General features: G+C 35.1%; 15 protein-coding genes. 5 read left to right on the forward strand and 10 right to left on the reverse strand.

What is annotated here, in order from left to right; genetic code table 11:
* Window positions 1-5: 5 nt before the first annotated feature.
* From CES88_RS12570 to CES88_RS12580, 3 genes are all read right to left on the reverse strand, one after another.
* The gene (locus CES88_RS12570; protein WP_290734889.1) at window positions 6-4,712 is read right to left on the reverse strand and encodes a hypothetical protein; all 4,707 of its coding nucleotides are present in this window, start codon (window positions 4,710-4,712) and stop codon (window positions 6-8) included.
* 190 nt (window positions 4,713-4,902) lie between these two features.
* Window positions 4,903-5,859 carry a hypothetical protein gene (locus tag CES88_RS12575; RefSeq protein ID WP_290734891.1) on the reverse strand — a complete coding sequence of 319 codons (957 nt, stop codon included), beginning with the start codon at window positions 5,857-5,859 and terminating at the stop codon, window positions 4,903-4,905.
* Between the two features lie 195 nt (window positions 5,860-6,054).
* A complete protein-coding gene (locus CES88_RS12580) occupies window positions 6,055-7,716 on the reverse strand; it encodes a long-chain-fatty-acid--CoA ligase (protein ID WP_290734893.1) in 1,662 nt (553 codons plus the stop codon).
* Window positions 7,717-8,009: 293 nt separating this feature from the next.
* Between CES88_RS12580 and CES88_RS12585 the strand changes: the two genes are divergently transcribed.
* On the forward strand, window positions 8,010-8,240 hold the full coding sequence (locus CES88_RS12585) for a DUF5522 domain-containing protein (protein ID WP_290734894.1): 231 nt from the start codon (window positions 8,010-8,012) through the stop codon (window positions 8,238-8,240).
* Here CES88_RS12585 and CES88_RS12590 read toward each other — a convergent pair.
* From CES88_RS12590 to CES88_RS12605, 4 genes are all read right to left on the reverse strand, one after another.
* Entirely contained in the window at window positions 8,216-8,476 is a 261-nt protein-coding gene (locus CES88_RS12590; RefSeq protein ID WP_290734895.1) for a GIY-YIG nuclease family protein, read from the reverse strand. The genes CES88_RS12585 and CES88_RS12590 overlap by 25 nt on opposite strands.
* The gene (locus CES88_RS12595) at window positions 8,473-9,549 is read right to left on the reverse strand and encodes a DNA alkylation repair protein (protein WP_290734897.1); all 1,077 of its coding nucleotides are present in this window, start codon (window positions 9,547-9,549) and stop codon (window positions 8,473-8,475) included. The genes CES88_RS12590 and CES88_RS12595 overlap by 4 nt, the downstream gene beginning before the upstream one ends.
* Window positions 9,549-11,291, reverse strand: a complete 1,743-nt coding sequence (locus CES88_RS12600) for an ATP-binding protein (protein ID WP_290734899.1) — start codon at window positions 11,289-11,291, stop codon at window positions 9,549-9,551. The genes CES88_RS12595 and CES88_RS12600 overlap by 1 nt, the downstream gene beginning before the upstream one ends.
* A gap of 408 nt (window positions 11,292-11,699) precedes the next feature.
* The gene (locus CES88_RS12605) at window positions 11,700-12,206 is read right to left on the reverse strand and encodes a hypothetical protein (RefSeq protein ID WP_290734901.1); all 507 of its coding nucleotides are present in this window, start codon (window positions 12,204-12,206) and stop codon (window positions 11,700-11,702) included.
* A gap of 192 nt (window positions 12,207-12,398) precedes the next feature.
* Between CES88_RS12605 and CES88_RS12610 the strand changes: the two genes are divergently transcribed.
* Window positions 12,399-12,767 carry a hypothetical protein gene (locus tag CES88_RS12610; protein WP_290734903.1) on the forward strand — a complete coding sequence of 123 codons (369 nt, stop codon included), beginning with the start codon at window positions 12,399-12,401 and terminating at the stop codon, window positions 12,765-12,767.
* Between the two features lie 37 nt (window positions 12,768-12,804).
* Here CES88_RS12610 and CES88_RS12615 read toward each other — a convergent pair whose 3' ends face one another.
* Window positions 12,805-13,596, reverse strand: coding sequence for a hypothetical protein (locus tag CES88_RS12615; RefSeq protein WP_290734905.1), 792 nt, complete (start codon window positions 13,594-13,596; stop codon window positions 12,805-12,807).
* Between the two features lie 9 nt (window positions 13,597-13,605).
* A complete protein-coding gene (locus CES88_RS12620) occupies window positions 13,606-14,544 on the reverse strand; it encodes a type I phosphomannose isomerase catalytic subunit (RefSeq protein ID WP_290734906.1) in 939 nt (312 codons plus the stop codon).
* A 160-nt stretch (window positions 14,545-14,704) separates the two neighbouring features.
* Between CES88_RS12620 and CES88_RS12625 the strand changes: the two genes are divergently transcribed.
* On the forward strand, window positions 14,705-15,385 hold the full coding sequence (locus CES88_RS12625) for an LON peptidase substrate-binding domain-containing protein (RefSeq protein WP_290734908.1): 681 nt from the start codon (window positions 14,705-14,707) through the stop codon (window positions 15,383-15,385).
* Here CES88_RS12625 and CES88_RS12630 read toward each other — a convergent pair.
* The gene (locus tag CES88_RS12630; protein ID WP_290734910.1) at window positions 15,382-16,029 is read right to left on the reverse strand and encodes a hypothetical protein; all 648 of its coding nucleotides are present in this window, start codon (window positions 16,027-16,029) and stop codon (window positions 15,382-15,384) included. The two genes, CES88_RS12625 and CES88_RS12630, sit on opposite strands and share 4 nt — an antisense overlap.
* A gap of 189 nt (window positions 16,030-16,218) precedes the next feature.
* Between CES88_RS12630 and CES88_RS12635 the strand changes: the two genes are divergently transcribed.
* Together CES88_RS12635 and CES88_RS12640 are read left to right on the forward strand one after the other, a co-directional pair.
* Window positions 16,219-17,157 carry an AAA family ATPase gene (locus tag CES88_RS12635; RefSeq protein WP_290734912.1) on the forward strand — a complete coding sequence of 313 codons (939 nt, stop codon included), beginning with the start codon at window positions 16,219-16,221 and terminating at the stop codon, window positions 17,155-17,157.
* A gap of 16 nt (window positions 17,158-17,173) precedes the next feature.
* On the forward strand, window positions 17,174-17,854 hold the full coding sequence (locus CES88_RS12640; protein ID WP_290734914.1) for a helix-turn-helix domain-containing protein: 681 nt from the start codon (window positions 17,174-17,176) through the stop codon (window positions 17,852-17,854).
* Window position 17,855: the final 1 nt, after the last annotated feature.

A 17,855-nucleotide genomic window follows, 5' to 3' on the forward strand; every position in this document is an offset into this window, starting at 1 on the left:
TTTTTCTACATAAAATCAACAACACCTGGGTCTCTACTTATAATTAAAACCTTTAATGCATTTACAAATTTGTCAAATTCTCCAACTGTACTATATTCAGAAAGCTCTCTCACTACTTTATAGGCCATATCTCCAAGCTCTTTCATTCCAAAGATCTCGTCAATAGGAGCTGATGACCAAATAACTTCCGCCAGGGCTTCTTCTCTTGCTCCTTCGGCCTTAAATAATAATTTCTTAATCGCTTCAGGAGTCATATCGACAAATTCTTTAAATGAAGCTTGCTTATTCTTTCCTAATTTCCCAATAAATCCATTCATCTGCTCTGGAGTTATTTTCTGTGATGCGAATGTGTGTACTCTCTTAGCAATAGCATCTTGAAACTCTCCCATCTCTTTTGCTATTTTGGCAGACTTTGTTGCAGAAGCAGATAGAATTGCTTCATCAACAGTCTTATCAAATGCCTTTAACGCTTCAAAAGTTGTTTCTGCTGCTACGTACTTTGTTAGGCCAAATGTCTCTCTTGCTGTAGCTTTTGTCGACTCATATACTAGTCTAACTCTAGCATTTAAGAACTTCTTCATAATGAGACCATCAGCAAGATCATAGACCGCTCCAGAAACTCTATTTACGAATGCCGATGAAGTATTCTTTAAAACTCCACCAGTATGAGGTCCGCCTTCAAGTAGAACCATATAAGGAATTTCTCTTTTTCTAACTGGAATCTTTACAAAGATATCAGATAGGTCTTCCATATTTTTTAAAAGGTATTCTGTTAGATCATCACCACGAGCGGCAACATCATCTAGCCCTTTGATCATCTTATTCATCTTTGCTCCATTCTTCGCCAATTGCTCAAAACGAAACTTTCTCATCCAATTTGTTCCCCAAAGATACTCACCTTTATTTGCCTTTCTCATAACAGCTCTTGCGTGAACAAGTTTGTCGTGAGAACTAAACCACTTCGTTGAATATGACTTAAGAAGTCTCTGTAGAGCTTTCGGATTGTGTCCAAAGTAGTCAGCTACAACTTGCGCTGTCTGCTTATTAATCATCTCTGGTGTCTCTCTAACGACAACGTTACTTGTATATTCAAAAATTTCATCCGCTCCCATCTTTGCATTCTTCTTAAATGGAGCAAGGATTTTTCCAAGCTTTTGAGTCATTTGAGTCATTGTTATTTTTCCTCTCTTAAAGAGGTGTTTTACATTTTCCATCTCACCCATTGCATTCTTTACAGCTTCTTCAGAAGCACCACTTCTAACTAGCTCTTTAGAAATACTCTCTACAGCTCTTGAAGCTTCATCTGAATTTCTCCCTAATGCCTTTGCCAAGTCATCTTGTAGAGACTTAAACCCTAGTACATATCTAGCAAAGCTTACGTCTGCCTCAGTTGCTACAGTCTTTCCAGCAATTCCGGCCATTCTTGAAGCTTTCTTGAATCCAACTTTACCAGTATTTCTAAGCATTGTTCTGGCCGAGATATAAGTCATCTTTGAACCTACTTTAACCGATCTTCCAACAACTCCAACCATAGGAATAAGAGAAACTGCTTCAAAGATTGCCCATCCCCAAGTTCTAGAAACTTCATCAGAACTACCCGAAGTAGCAAAACCCATATCTTCCATTCTCTTAACTTTTTCTTCATTCTTATCTGCATCAAGTTTACGATCAACTTCTCTATAAACAAGAGTCAACTGCATTGTTAGAGCTGATGTTCCCGCTGCAATCATAGCAATTCCAAGAGGTGCACAAAGACCACCTGTAACTCCAGTACAAGCAGAGCCAATGATAATAGCAGCTACACCTAAGAAACCTGCTCCAAGACCTAGCCACATATCAGTCCACTCTTCATCTGACATTGAATTGATTTTATCTAAAACATTTTCTGGTACTCCAGGAAGTCCTGCCAGTTGATTAAGTTGATTTTGAGCCTTAGAAGTCGCATAAAATAGTGTCTTCATATCTTCATGTGTATTTGGCTCCATATTACAAAAATCATTGAGGTTATTTAAAACCTTAAGTTTTCTCACCTGTGCTGCTTCTCTTATAAGATCTTTAAAGATTGGAGTTTTTATTCCATTATCTAAAGAGAGGAAGTTCATCTTAGCTGAGAATTTATTGTCGATTCCATTTTCAGAAGAAAAATCTTCAAACATAGAGATTTGCTTATCTACATTTCCTCTATTCTTATAAAGATCTAGAAAGAATTGACCAATTTGTCCTTCATCACTCTCGAGAACATCATCAATTTCATCCCATGCTTCCCCAGAAATTCTTGAATTATACTTACCTTCATACTCTTCTACGTTATCTCTTGTTAAAAGAGTTTGATAAGAGAGGTCTTCAAGTCTTGAATAGTAACTCTTTCCTTTAAGTTCTGTTTGGAAAATATTTGAGTTTTCTTCATTCACTCTCTCAGCAATATCATTCCAAAAGTAGTCTTTCTCATCTGTAGAAAGGATTTGATTGGCATAGCTTGGAACTAAAATCGTATTGATTTTAATCTTCTTTGCAGCTTTCTCTAGCATTTCAATATGCTTCTTTACATTATCTCTTTGAATTCTTGTTTCGCTAGAAACTCTCTTTCCTCTTCTTGTCTGAATATAATTTGGAGTTATCCCCTCTTCAACGTGCTCTAATTCATCAAGAGCGACCAAGTAGCTCAATCTCGCTGATGCCCAAGGATTTAAAGCTTGCATCTGCCCTGTGAGAAAATCATACTCATTCATAAATCCAAATGAAAAATCTGAGTTTCCACGATTTACATTCATATTCCAAATATATCCAAAAACTGGATAATTATTTTCTAGCTTCATTTCTTCTAATCTTCTAAGTGGAACAAAATCAGAAGTAGTCGTGAACTCTTTTAAGTAATCTGCCATTTGAGCAACAATATGCTTTCCTTTACCGTCCTTACAAATATCGCTTCCTCTTCCAACATATTGGCAAGCTATTTGAGCGTCTCTGTAGGCCTTATCCGTCTTTACAACTTCTCTATTAGACTCTAAATAAAGAGCAATATTTTTTAGTGCCCAATTTCTCCACACTGCGGCTCCATATAATGAAGGCATTTTAATCTTAGACTTATTCTTAGATAGCTTGTTAACAAGCCTTTCTGACATTATTTCTGTATAGTGAGTAGCACCTTTTTTCTGCATTAATTCTGTTAAAAACAAAGAAAGATTTTGTCTTTGTGTATTGATCGACCCCATAGAACCATCTTTTAATTTTGTTTCATAAATTTTTTCCGCAGATGGTTTTTCAAAGAACTTCTGAAACTCAGTTCCAATATTATAAGTATAAGTTCTAGCGGCAGCATGCTTTCCACTTCTTCTATTATAGTTTGCTCTTGTCTTCCCCTTAAATACCTGCATTGCCTCAGGAAGTTTCATTTGAACAACTGTTTGGTAATGAGAAACATCGTCAATATCAGATTTTGTAAAGTGACTTCCGTCTCTAGCATTTCTAAGAGCACTCTTATATTCTTCAAATGGAAGTAAACCTGAGTATCCCATTTTTGTTGGGTCTTTATCTGCATTATCCATGAAGTATTCAAGATATTGATAGTTATTTAAATTAAAAGTAAGCCCATGCCCAGACATGATATTTTGAAGATAAGTATCTCCCTGTCCTTCAACAAAGTTAAACTTAAATTTCTCAGGAAGACTTCCATTGAAGTGAGATTGACATGACTTTGGAATATCTACCGCGTCTTCATCACCTAGCATTGCTTGATAAATATAAACTTGAGACATCATCATATGAAGTGTAAACCACTTAAGAGCTCTTACATAATTTCTTTTTGTTGGTGTTTTAACAAGAGTTAGAACATCACGAGAGAGAACTTCACTTTCGTTGAATACGAGACGAGACTTTCCCCAAGACTCATCTAAAACAGATAAGTGGTACGGGTCAGTTTGCTCATCTGGTCCAAGAGTAATTAACTTTCTTTGATCAATTTGATCTTCATCGATTAAATCAGTTGGAAATTCAGGTAATAATGACTCGTAGAAGAATTTTCCATCATACTCTCTATCAACATATGAACGCTTTGATACAACAAGATCTCTCATTGGAAGAAGTACTCCTCCAAGATACTTTACAAGTAGGTCTCTTCTAACTTCTTCTTCTACTTCATCGTCGTATAGGTATTTCTTTAATTCATCTTTTAAAGTTTTAGCTTTCTTACTTAAAGAAGTTAAAAGCTCATCTTTCGCTCCAAGAGAAGGTATTTGATCTTCTTTCTCTTCTTCTTCAAGCTTCATTACTTTTTCTGCAAACTTTTCTATATGACCTTTTACTCTTTTTGGAACACACTTTTCAGCTTCTTCTTTTGCCAAGTTTGCATCAAATGTATAAAGGTATTGACCACAAGAAGCCTCATTAATCCCCTTAACAATTTTCTCCCAATTACTTAGAGTATTTTCATCATAAGCAACAACGTCTTGCGAATCAAAACCAAATAGATCTTCTTCTTCTGATTCTTCTTCATTAACTGCTCTCTCTAAAGTATCTACTTCATCTGTATTACAAACGGCCTTCAGATCTTTTCCTTTAATCGAATCTTTAAAATCGCTAATTTCTTTTAATAATTCTTCAGTTGAAAATTTGTGAGGTATATTTGCCGAAGCAGGGACACGAAGTAGCGTCTCAGCGAAAGCTAATTGGAAAGAAATTAAGTAAATTAGTAGTGCAGAGATAAATCTCTTCATATAAGTCCCCTATAAGTTATATAGGCTTATATTTGCAAGTTGGGGGCCAAGTACATCTAGGAGAAGTTCAATAATTACGGCATGTTATTTTTTATAGGGTTGTGTAAATTTTAGACATGTTAGAAAAATAACACTTTAAGATACTGAAATAGCAGAAAAAAAGGGCCTAATAAAGGCCCTAAATAATCTCTTAATTCCAGCTATTGTCAAAATCCTGGTCCCATTCATCATCGCTTCCGCCATATCCATCATACCCATCATCGTATGAATCAGTGTATACATCTGAGTAGAAGTCATCGTTATAATCATAGTCGTAATCGTAAACACTTCCCTCTAGTTTCTCAGAACAGAAGTATCTATAGTCATTCGACCAATCATTCATTTGATCTCTTTGATTCGCGCATTGATCATAACCAAAAGAGCATGTGTAGTTATAATATGTTCTCTCGACCGTGTTATTCCACCCGTCAACAAGCTCATAGTCACACGTATCGACATGGCTATATCTATGTCTGTATCCGTTATACGAATACCAAGGATAACCATCATACCAAGAATACCCGTCATTCCAAGTAACTCTTACTCTTAGCCATCTATCCCAGTAGATATCTCTATAAGGAACAGATCTAAAATAATTTCTTCTAGAGTTCCATCTACTATCATGAGCTCTATTATACCGGTAAGTAGTATGAGCATGTCTTACGTATCTTTGACTTACTCTATTCCAATTTGGACGATGTCCATAACTTCTATAAGCAGATGTTCTTCTTACAAGATTGACTCTTGTAGGTCTTGTATTTCTATTTACATTTGTTCTCGCAGGAGGAGTTCTATCGCCTCTTCCTCTATTAACTGTTGTATTATTATTTCTCTGAGGTCTTACAGTTCCCGTATTTCTTTGTGGTCTAGTTGTTCCAGAATTTCTTTGTGGTCTAGTTGTTCCCGTATCTCTTTGTGGTCTAGTCGTTCCTCTATTTCCTCTCGCGCTTCCACTATTAGAACTTCCCCTATCACGATCACGGTTATTTCTCTTTAGCGACTTCTCTGAGCACGTCTCTACTGTAGAACAATCTTTTGCAAGCGTATTCTCTGCTCCAAAAACAAGAAGAGATGACACTGCAAAACATCCTATAAAAAAATTCTTCATTTAATTTCTCCCTAATAGATGATCAATTAAGAGCTTCATATCTAGGAAGTTAGAGAAAATAAAATATTTTTTCTTTTATTTAAATGGTGGATGGTTTCTTACAGCGGCGCAACAAGGGATATTAATGACTTAGAGCGCTAACTTACAATTAGAAAAAAAGAAATAAAAAAGGGCCTCAAAGTGGCCCTGATTTAATTATGAATCTCTTAAATCTTTTCGAAGAATCTTTCCAACGTTAGACTTTGGAAGCTCTTCTCTGAACTCATAGATTTTTGGAACTTTGTAACCTGTCAGATTTTCCTTACAGAATTTCTTTAATTCTTCTTCAGTTAGTGAATCATCTTTTTTTACAACGAATAGCTTTACAACTTCTCCAGATTTTTCATCAGGAGATCCAACAGCGGCACATTCAAAAACTTTTTCATTAGAGCAAACAACGTCTTCAACTTCATTGGGATAGACATTAAAGCCTGAAACGAGAATCATATCTTTCTTTCTATCGACAATTTTAAAGAAACCTTCTTCATTCATAACACCAATATCACCAGATTTAAAAAATCCATCATCAGTCATAACTTTTTCAGTTTCATCGGGCCTATTCCAGTAACCTTTCATTACCTGAGGTCCCTTAATACAAATTTCTCCGATTTCACCTACAGCAAGAGTCTTTCCATCATCATCTTTGATAACAACCTCAGTTGATGGAACAGGTAAACCAATCGCTCCATTATAGTCCTTTAAGTCTAGAGGATTAATACATGCAGCTGGTGAAGTCTCAGTTAACCCATAGGCTTCAATGAGAGGGATTCCTGTGATCTTCTTCCATTTTTCAGCAACAGCTTTTTGAACGGCCATTCCTCCACCTAGAGTTAACTTTAAAGAAGAAAAATCTACTTCTGAAAATTCTGGTGTATTTAAAAGACCATTAAATAGTGTGTTCACGCCTGTAATAGCAGTAAACTTCCACTTATTTAATTCTTTTACAAATCCCTTCATATCTCTTGGATTCGTAATAAGAACATTCAAAGCTCCTACTGTTGAAAACGTAAAACAGTTAGCTGTTAAACTAAAAATATGATAGAGCGGAAGAGGAGTAATTATAATTTCCTTACCATCTTCAGTAACTGGAGAAATCCAAGCCTTTGCCTGCATTAAATTTGCAATGATATTATTATGAATAAGCTCAGCGCCTTTTGAAACACCAGTTGTTCCACCAGTGTATTGAAGAAAAGCTGTATCCTCTCTCTTGAGCTCTGGTCGAATAAATTTCGTTTCGTCACCGGCACTCACGCATTCAAGAAAATCTTTTGTCCCCGAAATACTCCAAGCAGGGACCATTTTTTTAACGTTCTTTATAACAAAGTTTACTATCATTGATTTTGGAAAACCTAGCATGTCTCCAATCTTTGTTGTCAGAATATTTTCCACACCAGTGTTGGCAATAATTTCTTGTAGAATATGAGCAGAGTTCTCAAAGATAACGATAGTCTTTGCTCCAGAGTCATTTAATTGGTGCTCTAACTCTCTCGCTGTATAGAGTGGATTAACATTTACAGCGACCATTCCTGCTCTTAAAACTCCAAAAAGGGCGACCGGGTATTGAAGAATATTTGGCATCATAAGGGCAACTCTATCGCCCTTAGATAAATTCAAGTCATTTTGTAAGTACGAAGCAAACTTTCGACTTTGTAAATCAATCTCAGAATAAGTAAGGGTCTTACCCATACAGTGAAAGCTGGGATTATTAGGGTACTTAGAAAAGGCATCCTCAAGAATGTCTGGGATTGAGTTATAAGATGATGTGTCAATGCTATGTGGCACACCTTTTTGATAATGATTAAACCATACACTTTCCATGAGACCCTCTGTATTAAAATTTATGTAATATATTGATTTTATAAAATCTTTCTAAATAAGTAATCTTTGGCAGAATTTTCTCACCTAATCTATAGGATATTCTAAACTTTTTTTCTTGCCTACCAAAATCTCAGGTGGTAGAAATCTCACACTTTAAAAGAGTGTTGTCCTGAATAATGGATATCAGCACTTCACTCTTATAGATTTATTCTATACACACGCGTTTTAGCCTCCGGAATCGGAGGCTTTTTTGTGTGCTTTACTCAAAAACTTACGCAGGCTATTATATATCTATGAGCAAGAAACTGACTGAAAACATAGACTACTATCTGAATGAAAACGGATTAATGGTTTTTACAGAGAAATACCATACTGAAAGAGGCCACTGTTGCCAGAGTGGTTGTACTCACTGTCCCTATAATTTTAAAAATAAAGTTGATCCAACAATTCCATCAGAATTGCAAAATCCATGGAATGACGATGAAGATAAAATTGAAATTTACGATGGGCCTATTGACGAGTGAATAAGTTCTAACTTCTTCGCTCTACTAAACTGCTTAATCTCCCACTCTCTCTTTGAAGCAAGTGACCTGTTTTCAAAAGCTTCAGAATAAACAACTTCCTTTGGTGAATTTGATCTAAAGAACTTTGCTCCTTTCTTACTCGAGCAATGCTCTTTAAATCTTCTCTCTATATCTGTGGTGATTCCTGTATATAATCTCCCCGATGTTGTTTCTATAATATAAACGAACCAGCTCATAGAACTCTAAACTCAACTTTTGAACTTTCCTCTCCGTTCACTACTATTGAGAGAAAGTGCTTTCCAGAATAATGCTTACGGGTCGTCATTTCTTTAAAACTTTGCTTTTTTAAAACCTCATAAGAACCTTTACTATATTCTCCCTCACTGATTTTAAAAACTTTTGAATTATGACTTCCATTACTTTTTAAATAATAAATTTTATACTCTAGTCTTACTTTTGATTTCTTTGCGACATTAAGCTCAAAAGAAAAGTTCAAAGACAAACCAATATTCACCTTTCCATCTACTTTTATATTGCGAATAGCTAGATTCTTAGAATCACTATAACCAATAATTCTCAACGCTCTTAGATCTCCCTGCTTAAGTAGAGTTCTAAGTCCGTGTTTCACAATCCAGTCTGTATCTTTACTAACCCCATACCACTTCTTTGAAATCTCTAGAGCTAAATCTGGGTGATCCTTGCTAATATCATTTAAATTATTCGCTACACTCTTTCTAACGTAGAGCTCTGGATCGTCTTTTAAGTTTTCAAGAATTGGCAAAATCAAAGAAGGATCTTCCTTGAAACTCTTTAGAGCTACTGCCCAAGGGAGCCGAGAGCGACACCCTTCGCTCGAAAGTCTTCTCACGTGATAATTCTTAGAGCGAGACCATGAGAGCATTTTCTTCATGACTTTATTTTTATCAGCAATAATAAAAGGCCTAATGGCAAACTCTGAAGATGAATACTTAGTAAGCTCTTCTAAAGCATCAAGTGATTTTGTAATATTCTCTGAGTCTCTCCCATACGTTTCAACATAATCAGGAAAGAACATTGCTTGATAACCACTAAATTTCTTAGAGGACTTAGTCAGTACGACAATGGACTTGTCATACTCTTTAGGAAGAACTTTATTTAAAGAAAAAGTGATTCTCTTCATTCTCATTTTAAGTTCTAATTTTTTCCAATCATTAGACAAAACAGTAGAGATAAATAACTTAGAGTTAAATGACTTGTAATTTCTCTTAAACTCTCTTGCTACTTCTTCTAGGTAATTTCTTGTATAAACTTCTTTTAATAAATCACTCATTAACACTCATCTAGTATTTTGGAAAAAATTTCTATATCAATTGGCTTCTCTATATAACCATCAAAACCAACTTCCCGAGCTTTTCTCTTATCCTCTTCCATTACATTTGCGGAGAGAGCTATTATCCGAGGTCGCTTCTCAGTCGTCCAATATTTATTTATAGTTTTAGTTGCTTCGTACCCATCCATAACAGGCATTTGAATATCCATTAATATCAGATCAAAACTTTCTTCATTTAAGGCTTCTATTGCAAGTTGACCATTTTCAACTATTTTATAATTATTATAACCAAGTTTCTCTAAAAGCTTTTTTACCAGTAACTGATTCACCTTATTATCCTCAGCTACTAAAATTCGTTTTCTATCATTTGCTCTCTCTATTGGTTTCTTCTTTAAAGTTTCAGCGACCTCTACAACAGGAGTGGGAGATTGGGCGGTAATCGTAAAAATGAACTCAGATCCTTTGCCTTCAACGCTCTCAACACGAATCTCTCCCCCCATTGCCTCAATTAATTTCTTAGATATAGTAAGCCCTAATCCTGTACCTCCATACTTTCTTGACGTCGATACATCAGCCTGCTCAAATGAAAGAAAGAGTCTCGATAGAGCTTCTTCTGAAATTCCAATTCCAGTATCTCTTATTGAAAATTGAAGTTTAATATTAAGATCACTCTTTTGAAGTAATATAACTTTTACCTCAATAGAGCCTTTCTCTGTGAACTTAACAGCATTTCCAATTAAGTTTGTTAATACCTGTTTTAATCTAAGTGAATCTCCTGAAATTAATTCTGGAACATTTTCTTCTATGTCTACTTTAAGTTCAATTCCTCTAGAAGTTGTGATGTGATCAAAAATATGAATTGTAGAACGTGCGCAATTTCTTACATTGAAATTAGATCTTACGACACTTAATTTCCCCGCACTTATTTTAGAAAAATCTAAAATATCATTAATAATAGCTGCCAAACTCTCTCCGCACTCGCGGATATATTTAACTTGCTCCTTGGCTTCTTCTGGAAGTTTTATATCAGAGAGAATTCCAGTGAAACCTATGATCCCATTTAGAGGCGTTCTAATTTCATGACTCATATTTGCAAGGAAATTGCTTTTCAAGTTTGCAATGCTCTCGGCCTTTAACTTAGCTTCAACTAATTTCTTATTTGTATAATACGTTAAGGAGAATATAAATAAGGTAGAAAATATAAGCCCTGTGAAAAGTGCTACTTTAGCCCCTTCCCCACTCTCTTGAATTTTAGCCGTTGCCTCATTCTTTAATTTCTTCTGATTCTCTCTTAACCATTTAAAGGCTTCAATGGCCGGACCATCATCAACTCTTACGCTTGAATCGATAGCTTCAATACTTGCTTTTCTTTTCTTCAATTCACGGGCAACTTCAATATTATTCTTATACTTTTCAATTGTTGAGTAGATATTCTCAATATAAAAAAGCTCTTCCGTAGTAACTGTTGGATTTTCTTTTAATTTATTCAGAATCCCCAAAGCTTCACTTAAAGAGTTATTAGCATCTCTTGAATACTTTTCATCCCCTCTTAAGATATAATTCTTAAAGGCATGATGTGCCCCTCCAAATCCTAGCGTATCTTTCAATTCTGAAAAATATATTTCTCTTGAATCAACGCTTTTAAGGTAAGTCTTCCACTGTTGATCTATCTCTTCAATTTTTAAAAATTGATAGAATGCTACTGCAGAAAGAAAGAAAGAAATTAATAATGGAACTATCATTAATTTTTGCTGGTAGTTTTTCAAGAAGGCCAACCTAGTGGAAATTTATTATTACTTATTTTAACACTCTAGAGCAAAAAAAAGGAAGGTCAATCTCCCCCTTACTGCTAGATTGAGATACTTATTTCAAAGTACTGATTTTCTGTATATGACAATTGGAGTATTTAGGATAAAAAAATGGCCCCCATTTCTGGGGGCCTATATATTTAAAAGTCGACGAATATGGCCCTCTAGACACAACACAAATAGGAAACCAACACAACTATAGAACCTGCCCCAATAAAGGAGCGTGGCCATCCCATCAACTTACATAAAAATTTTGAATGAGCACTTATAGCGCAGACTGAAACTTTAATCTAGTAAAGTGTCTGCACTATAAAGAAATTACACGGACAATAAAATCGATTACTACTTAACAATTAGAGCACCTAATAGTGCAGCACCTGCAGCAAAGATAATTGAGTTAGCGGCTTTATCTGAAACACGATAACCACCTTTTGAATTTGCAGGGTTCTCTCTATCATAGTAAGGAATATCAGGCTCTCTATTTACATCATCCTCATCACTTATCCCTAGACTCTTTAGTTCAAAAGTTGTTGCAGATTTAACATCTAAGATGTGAACAAATCGGCTTGTCTCATTTATCTTTATATTCTTTTGTTTTGCGATAGCTTCAATCGTATATGTTTTCTTCATATTCTTTTGAATACTGGCTTTTAATTTACTATCACTAATGCGAACAGGGTAAGCATAGCTCTTTCCCGCTTTATCCTTAATTCTAAAATAGAGATCAGTATCTACCCCTTGTATTCCCTTCTTAGTCACAAACTTTCCAGAAATTCTAAGAACTTCCTCACTTTGGGCAAATATTGTTAAATTCAATAGTAACGTTCCTATAACGATCAAAGCTTTCATAATTCCCCTTAATTAATTTTCTCTATTTTAGCTTATTCTAAGGAAAACAAATAGCCTAAATAGTGTCTATTTCTTATACAGCCCTGAAAATACTTTATACATAGTAATAGCTAACCTCTTAAAAAAAGGAGAGAAAGAATTGGCACAATCATTGCTCTATATATAGTAGAAATAGCAACTGGAGAGATTACAATGAATACATTAAGAACAGTTTTTTTCACATTACTGACTTTATCATTTATGCAGGTAATCCAAGCTCGTGCAGCAGTTAACCCTAAGCTTGAATGCCATACGCCAAGAATGAAGAAGTCCTTCGTTATATTTAATAATAAGATTAGTTTCTTAGAAGAAACTGACAAAGGAAGAATGGTCGCATCAGCAAATGCGATGAGAACTAGTTATAAGAAAGATGGTTTTACAAAAGTCTTAAACTACTGGGGACAAAGACATGAGATACATATCGGAAATGTTAATAAGCTCTCAGAAATTAATGATTACTTAACAATAAGAACAAATAAAGGACATGAGATCACGTACCCCCTTACGTGTTATCAGAGATAAAAAAGCCCGCAAAGTGCGGGCTTTTTTTTGTTAATTTTTAATTATTCCATTTAAATTGATTCATGCTGTCCCCACCTTCCATCCTCGGAGGGATTTTGTAGTTTTCACAACCTGTAAGGGGTATGGATTTTTCACGTACAACTTTCGCCATTCCATTAAGCTCTATAAAATTAGAAAGTTTTGTTTTTCTCTCTTTGTTATAAAAAGCTATATCGACGTAATAATCTCCTCTAAGCTCTGTTCCACCGTTTAAAGATGTATTGGAGTAATTAAACTCTTCTACTCTCACAAGTAATCTCTCCTCTTCAACTGGCGAAAGACTTAGCTTTGAAGAGAAAGGTTTTGCATCACCTATTTCTACTTTTTCAATTAAGTAATCATGCTTAAAAGCAGGACACGGAAAGTTAGCAAATCTCGCCGATACAGTTGAAGCTGAATAGAGAATTCTAAAGCTTCCTTTTTTAAGCTGATTAATTCTCATGGCATTCTTCTGTCCAGGTAAAATAATTGGAACATAGAGATAACCAATTGTTTCATTTCTCATCATTCCCTTTCTCTTAACTTTTACAATCCAACTATCAACGCCAAATTTATCTACAAAGAAGCGAAGGTCTTTCGATTCAAACTGAGGAAAAGAGAATGTAACCTGTACGCCCCTAGAGATTGTGATATTTCGAAGGATTCCGGCCTTCCAAATAATTGGATCGATATCAGTAACTCCAGACGGTGTTGGCCTTATAGAAACCCTCTCACCATCGTAGACAACTTCGGACTTCTTCTGACACGAAAATAATAATGCTAGAGAAAGTAATAAGAGGATTTTCTTCATAAGCTTCTCCTACTTAATAACGAGAAAAATTCCTTTCCCAGAAACTTTAAAATTATTAGTACCTTCAAGAGGCATTAGTGCTGCTTCATATTGTCTTAGTAAATATTTCTCAGAATTACGCTTAATGGAAATCTCTCCTTCTAACACAAGTATAGAAGAGATTCTTTCTCCAAAGCTTAATTCTAATTCAGACTCTTCCACTTTATTATAGCTATATAACTCAAAATCACTGAGTTCTAGAAGTTTTAGATCATTAGCAAATATATTATTTTGAATTTTAAAATTTAGAGGATGATTAAATTCCTCATCAAATCGGATAACATCGAGAGACTTATCAATGTGCAACTCTCTTGCCTCACCGTTTTTACCAGACTTATTCCCATCCCAAAGTCTATTCCAATCCCAAACTCTATAAGTAATATCAGAGCACTGCTGAACTTCAGCTAGAAATACATCTTTTCCAATTGCATGAATTGTTCCTGCGGGAACATAGAAGAAGTCCCCTCTACTGACTGGATAGAATTTTAAAGAAAGGGAGAGATCTTCTTTTTTTTCTAAAGATTCTTTCAAAGAATTTTTCGTGATCCCATTTTTCAACCCAAGATATATTCCTGCTCCTTCCTTAGCGTCTAGAATAACCCAGCATTCGGATTTCCCTTTTGAGTTTTCAAATTTTTGAGCATACTCATCCCCTGGGTGAACCTGAACAGATAGATTTTCTGATGTATCAATAAGTTTAACGAGATAAGGAATTTCTTCTAGATTTGAAACTTCATTAAGTGGTCCGTAACTACTCAGTGATGGCCCGTCTTTATGTGCTGAAATTTCCCAAGTCTCTCCAACTGGATCTTGGCCTTCGCTCACTTCAATATTTTTTATACTTGAAAGCAGCGACCCTCCCCAAACTTTATGGGAAGCATGTGGTTTCAAAGGGATAATAGACTTCATTTATAACCTCTTAATATCATGATACTGATAACATGATTTCTTGTCACTTTTATGAGCTTTTTTTCTTACTTCTATTTTTCATTTCTTCCCTAACATGCTGAAAAAAGAAGAATATACCAAGTCTTCACTTTGTATTCAAAATCACGGGTTAAAATAACACATGGAAACTTTAAAACTTCCCGTTCTACCTATTCCAAATGTTGTTCTCTACGCTAGAACATCTCTACCTATTTATATTTTAGAGCCTGTTTATATAGATATGATCAAAACCTGTATTAAAGAAAATACTCCCTTGGCCATCAGTAAGGCCTTTGAGATTGATAGACATAGCCTCAGAGGTCGATACTCCCCCTCTACAATTTGTGGTTACGGTAGACCTATTATCTTAGAAGAAAATATTGATGGGACTTTAAAAGTTCTCATCAAGGCAATTGGCAGAGTTCGTCTCTTGAATATTGAGCAAAACCTTCCCTATCTTATCTATCAGGCCGAAATATATTGTGACAGAATTGAATCTGAAAAACTTCACGGACCTCAAATTCAAAATTTGAAAAAATTATTAGATAATTGGTTAGAAATAAATATTTTAGATTCATTTGAAAGAGAGACTTTTACAAACTCTCTTACTAGTATTTATCATGTTATAGATTATATTTGTATGTTCTTAGTACAAGATCCTGATCTAAGACAACTTCTCCTAGAGAATAATTCCCTCTTTGAAAGAGTTCAACTTTTAAATTCACTCTTTGAAAAGCCCTCTCAATTTGAAGAGAGCTCAATCGTTGTTTCTGCAATAAAGAGATACGAGGAGATTGAAAAAACCTCTCGTATAGCACATTAGAAAATTGGAATAACTAAATTAACAATAGTTAAACCTAAACCTGAAAGAACAGGAATTGTTAAGTTGTCATCAAAGAGAACACTACACAGCTCTGAAAGTGCTCCAATAGCCCCGGCCAAAATACTAAAGACCAAGAGATCTACACCTGGCTTATAGAAATAGCTTCCGTATCCAAAAGTTAAAATATAACAAACTAAAAATCCTGCCACACAACCTTGAACTGATTTATTTGAAATGATTTTATCTTTTCCATAAAGAATTCCGACAAAAGAACTTATAGGATCAGCGAAAATAAGAAATAAGATAGATAGAATCGCGACCTTCTCCTCAAAGAGCAGAAGAGAAATGGCAGCCCCAAGAGCATAGAATGGAAATCCACTCAAAGAATTCCTCTCTGATTCACGCATAAATGGTTTCATAAATTTTAAGACAATTGTATTCACTGATGAGAAGTTTAATCTTACAAATTCAACTAATAGAGCAGCAATACCCAATATAAGTAGAAACATTCCTGTCTGAGAAGTGGCTAACCCAAATTGATTATGAACAGAAAGACCGACTAGGCCAGTTCCCATATGCCACAACTTTCTTGTTAGATGAATTTCAGAGCGCAATGCCAACGTACTTCTAATATCTGTACTCATAAGAGACCTCCTCTAAATCGAATGCAGTCTAGCGACCATTACTTAGACTGTCTATACCTCAGCAAAACATTCAACTATTTGTATTTACTTATAAAAACTTAACTAAAGACACGATTTAAACCACATAAAGCCTTACATATTGAAATTTCTTTTCTATAATTAAGAGAATTTTCAGGGATAGAAAAATATATGCAAAATACAACACAAGATGTTCACGACATATTAGACTCAACGCGAAAAACAAAAATCTGGGCCATTGGTGGCGGAAAAGGTGGCGTTGGAAAGAGCTTAGTTACAGCAAACCTCTCTATTTGTTTAGCGCTTATGGGGTATAAAGTTGTAACTATTGACCTAGATTTAGGTGGAGCCAACTTACACACATGTCTAGGAATGCCAATTCCAGAGAGAACCCTTTCAGATTATCTAACAAAGAAAGTGAGAGACTTGAGCGAAGTTGTTACTCAGACACCAATTCCAAATCTATCAATAATTAGTGGCGCTCAAGATGATGTAGGTATTGCAAACTTAAAACAAATGCAAAAGGCCAAGATCATAAGTAAGGTCACTTCCCTTGATGCTGACTACGTGCTCTTTGACTTAGGTGCTGGAACTACATTTAATACACTGGACTTCTTCATCTCTGCAGATCAAGGAATTCTAACAGCACTGCCAGAGCCAACGAGTATTGAAAATACATATCGATTTATCAAAAGTATTTACCATAGAAAATTAAATATGGTTGAAGACCTCTTAGAGGTCGGCCCACTCATTGACCAGGCCATGAACGCCAAAATTTCACAGAACTCCACTCCTGCAGATTTAATCTCAAGAGTAATTGAAATCAATCCAGAAATTGGGCACAAGCTTAAGATGGAGATTGAAAGACTTTCTCCTAAACTCATAATTAATCAAGTAAGAACACAGGCCGATATAGACATTGGCTTTTCAATGAAAATCATTTGTAGAAAATACTTTGGAATCAATTTAGACTATGTTGGATTTCTCGATTACGACGCCACTGTTTGGCAAAGTGTAAAACGAAGAAAACCTCTACTTATGGAATTCCCTAATTCTGCTCTAGTTAATAATTTTGATAAAATTGTTCATAGACTTCTAAATATATCTTAAGGAAGAGGTAATATAATTGGAAAAGCAAAAAAACTATTATGATGTTCTCGAGATCCCTCCAACGGCTTCTCAAGAAGAAATACAACAAGGCTACGTTAGGGCTAAGAATGCTTACTCACTCGACTCTCTAGCTCTTTATTCCCTAATGACTAAAGATGAGTGTGACTCAATTCTAAATCTCATCGAAGAAGCTTATAGCATTATTAGTGATCCCATGAAGAGACAACAATACGATGAAGCTCGTGGGCTTAATAAAGATTTCAACTATCATGAAAGACTTAGAGCTTCCGATAATTTCAAACGTAATGATTCTCCAGACTCTAAGCTTGATGCTCAACTCGGAACAGACAAAACTCCAAACGAAGGTAATGTAAAAAGAATCGTTGCAAGTAAGAAGTTCGCTCTCGATTATCAAGAAAATCCTGAAATGGAAGAACGAATCACTCAAACAATTGACTATACAGGAGACTTTCTAAAGGAAGTTAGAGAGTACAAGAATGTTGATATTCTTAGAATGAGTGAGATGACAAAGGTCTCTAAGACATACTTAAAATATATTGAAGATGAAGCAATTACAAAACTTCCTGCGACCGTTTACGTTAGAGGTTTTGTTTATCAATATGCAAAGTGCTTAAAGCTAAATCCAGAAATGGTTGCTTCTTCATATCTAAATAGAATTAAAGAATTAAAAGGATAAC

This window comes from Halobacteriovorax sp. JY17 (assembly GCF_002753895.1).
Taxonomy (GTDB): domain Bacteria; phylum Bdellovibrionota; class Bacteriovoracia; order Bacteriovoracales; family Bacteriovoracaceae; genus Halobacteriovorax.

What these genes read in the sequence shown, in the direction of transcription:
- CES88_RS12570 (WP_290734889.1), bottom strand. Translation starts at nt 4,712, where the DNA reads ATGAAGAGATTTATCTCTGCACTACTAATTTACTTAATTTCTTTCCAA.
- CES88_RS12575 (WP_290734891.1), bottom strand. Translation starts at nt 5,859, where the DNA reads ATGAAGAATTTTTTTATAGGATGTTTTGCAGTGTCATCTCTTCTTGTT.
- CES88_RS12580 (WP_290734893.1), bottom strand. Translation starts at nt 7,716, where the DNA reads ATGGAAAGTGTATGGTTTAATCATTATCAAAAAGGTGTGCCACATAGC.
- CES88_RS12585 (WP_290734894.1), top strand. Translation starts at nt 8,010, where the DNA reads ATGAGCAAGAAACTGACTGAAAACATAGACTACTATCTGAATGAAAAC.
- CES88_RS12590 (WP_290734895.1), bottom strand. Translation starts at nt 8,476, where the DNA reads ATGAGCTGGTTCGTTTATATTATAGAAACAACATCGGGGAGATTATAT.
- CES88_RS12595 (WP_290734897.1), bottom strand. Translation starts at nt 9,549, where the DNA reads ATGAGTGATTTATTAAAAGAAGTTTATACAAGAAATTACCTAGAAGAA.
- CES88_RS12600 (WP_290734899.1), bottom strand. Translation starts at nt 11,291, where the DNA reads ATGATAGTTCCATTATTAATTTCTTTCTTTCTTTCTGCAGTAGCATTC.
- CES88_RS12605 (WP_290734901.1), bottom strand. Translation starts at nt 12,206, where the DNA reads ATGAAAGCTTTGATCGTTATAGGAACGTTACTATTGAATTTAACAATA.
- CES88_RS12610 (WP_290734903.1), top strand. Translation starts at nt 12,399, where the DNA reads ATGAATACATTAAGAACAGTTTTTTTCACATTACTGACTTTATCATTT.
- CES88_RS12615 (WP_290734905.1), bottom strand. Translation starts at nt 13,596, where the DNA reads ATGAAGAAAATCCTCTTATTACTTTCTCTAGCATTATTATTTTCGTGT.
- CES88_RS12620 (WP_290734906.1), bottom strand. Translation starts at nt 14,544, where the DNA reads ATGAAGTCTATTATCCCTTTGAAACCACATGCTTCCCATAAAGTTTGG.
- CES88_RS12625 (WP_290734908.1), top strand. Translation starts at nt 14,705, where the DNA reads ATGGAAACTTTAAAACTTCCCGTTCTACCTATTCCAAATGTTGTTCTC.
- CES88_RS12630 (WP_290734910.1), bottom strand. Translation starts at nt 16,029, where the DNA reads ATGAGTACAGATATTAGAAGTACGTTGGCATTGCGCTCTGAAATTCAT.
- CES88_RS12635 (WP_290734912.1), top strand. Translation starts at nt 16,219, where the DNA reads ATGCAAAATACAACACAAGATGTTCACGACATATTAGACTCAACGCGA.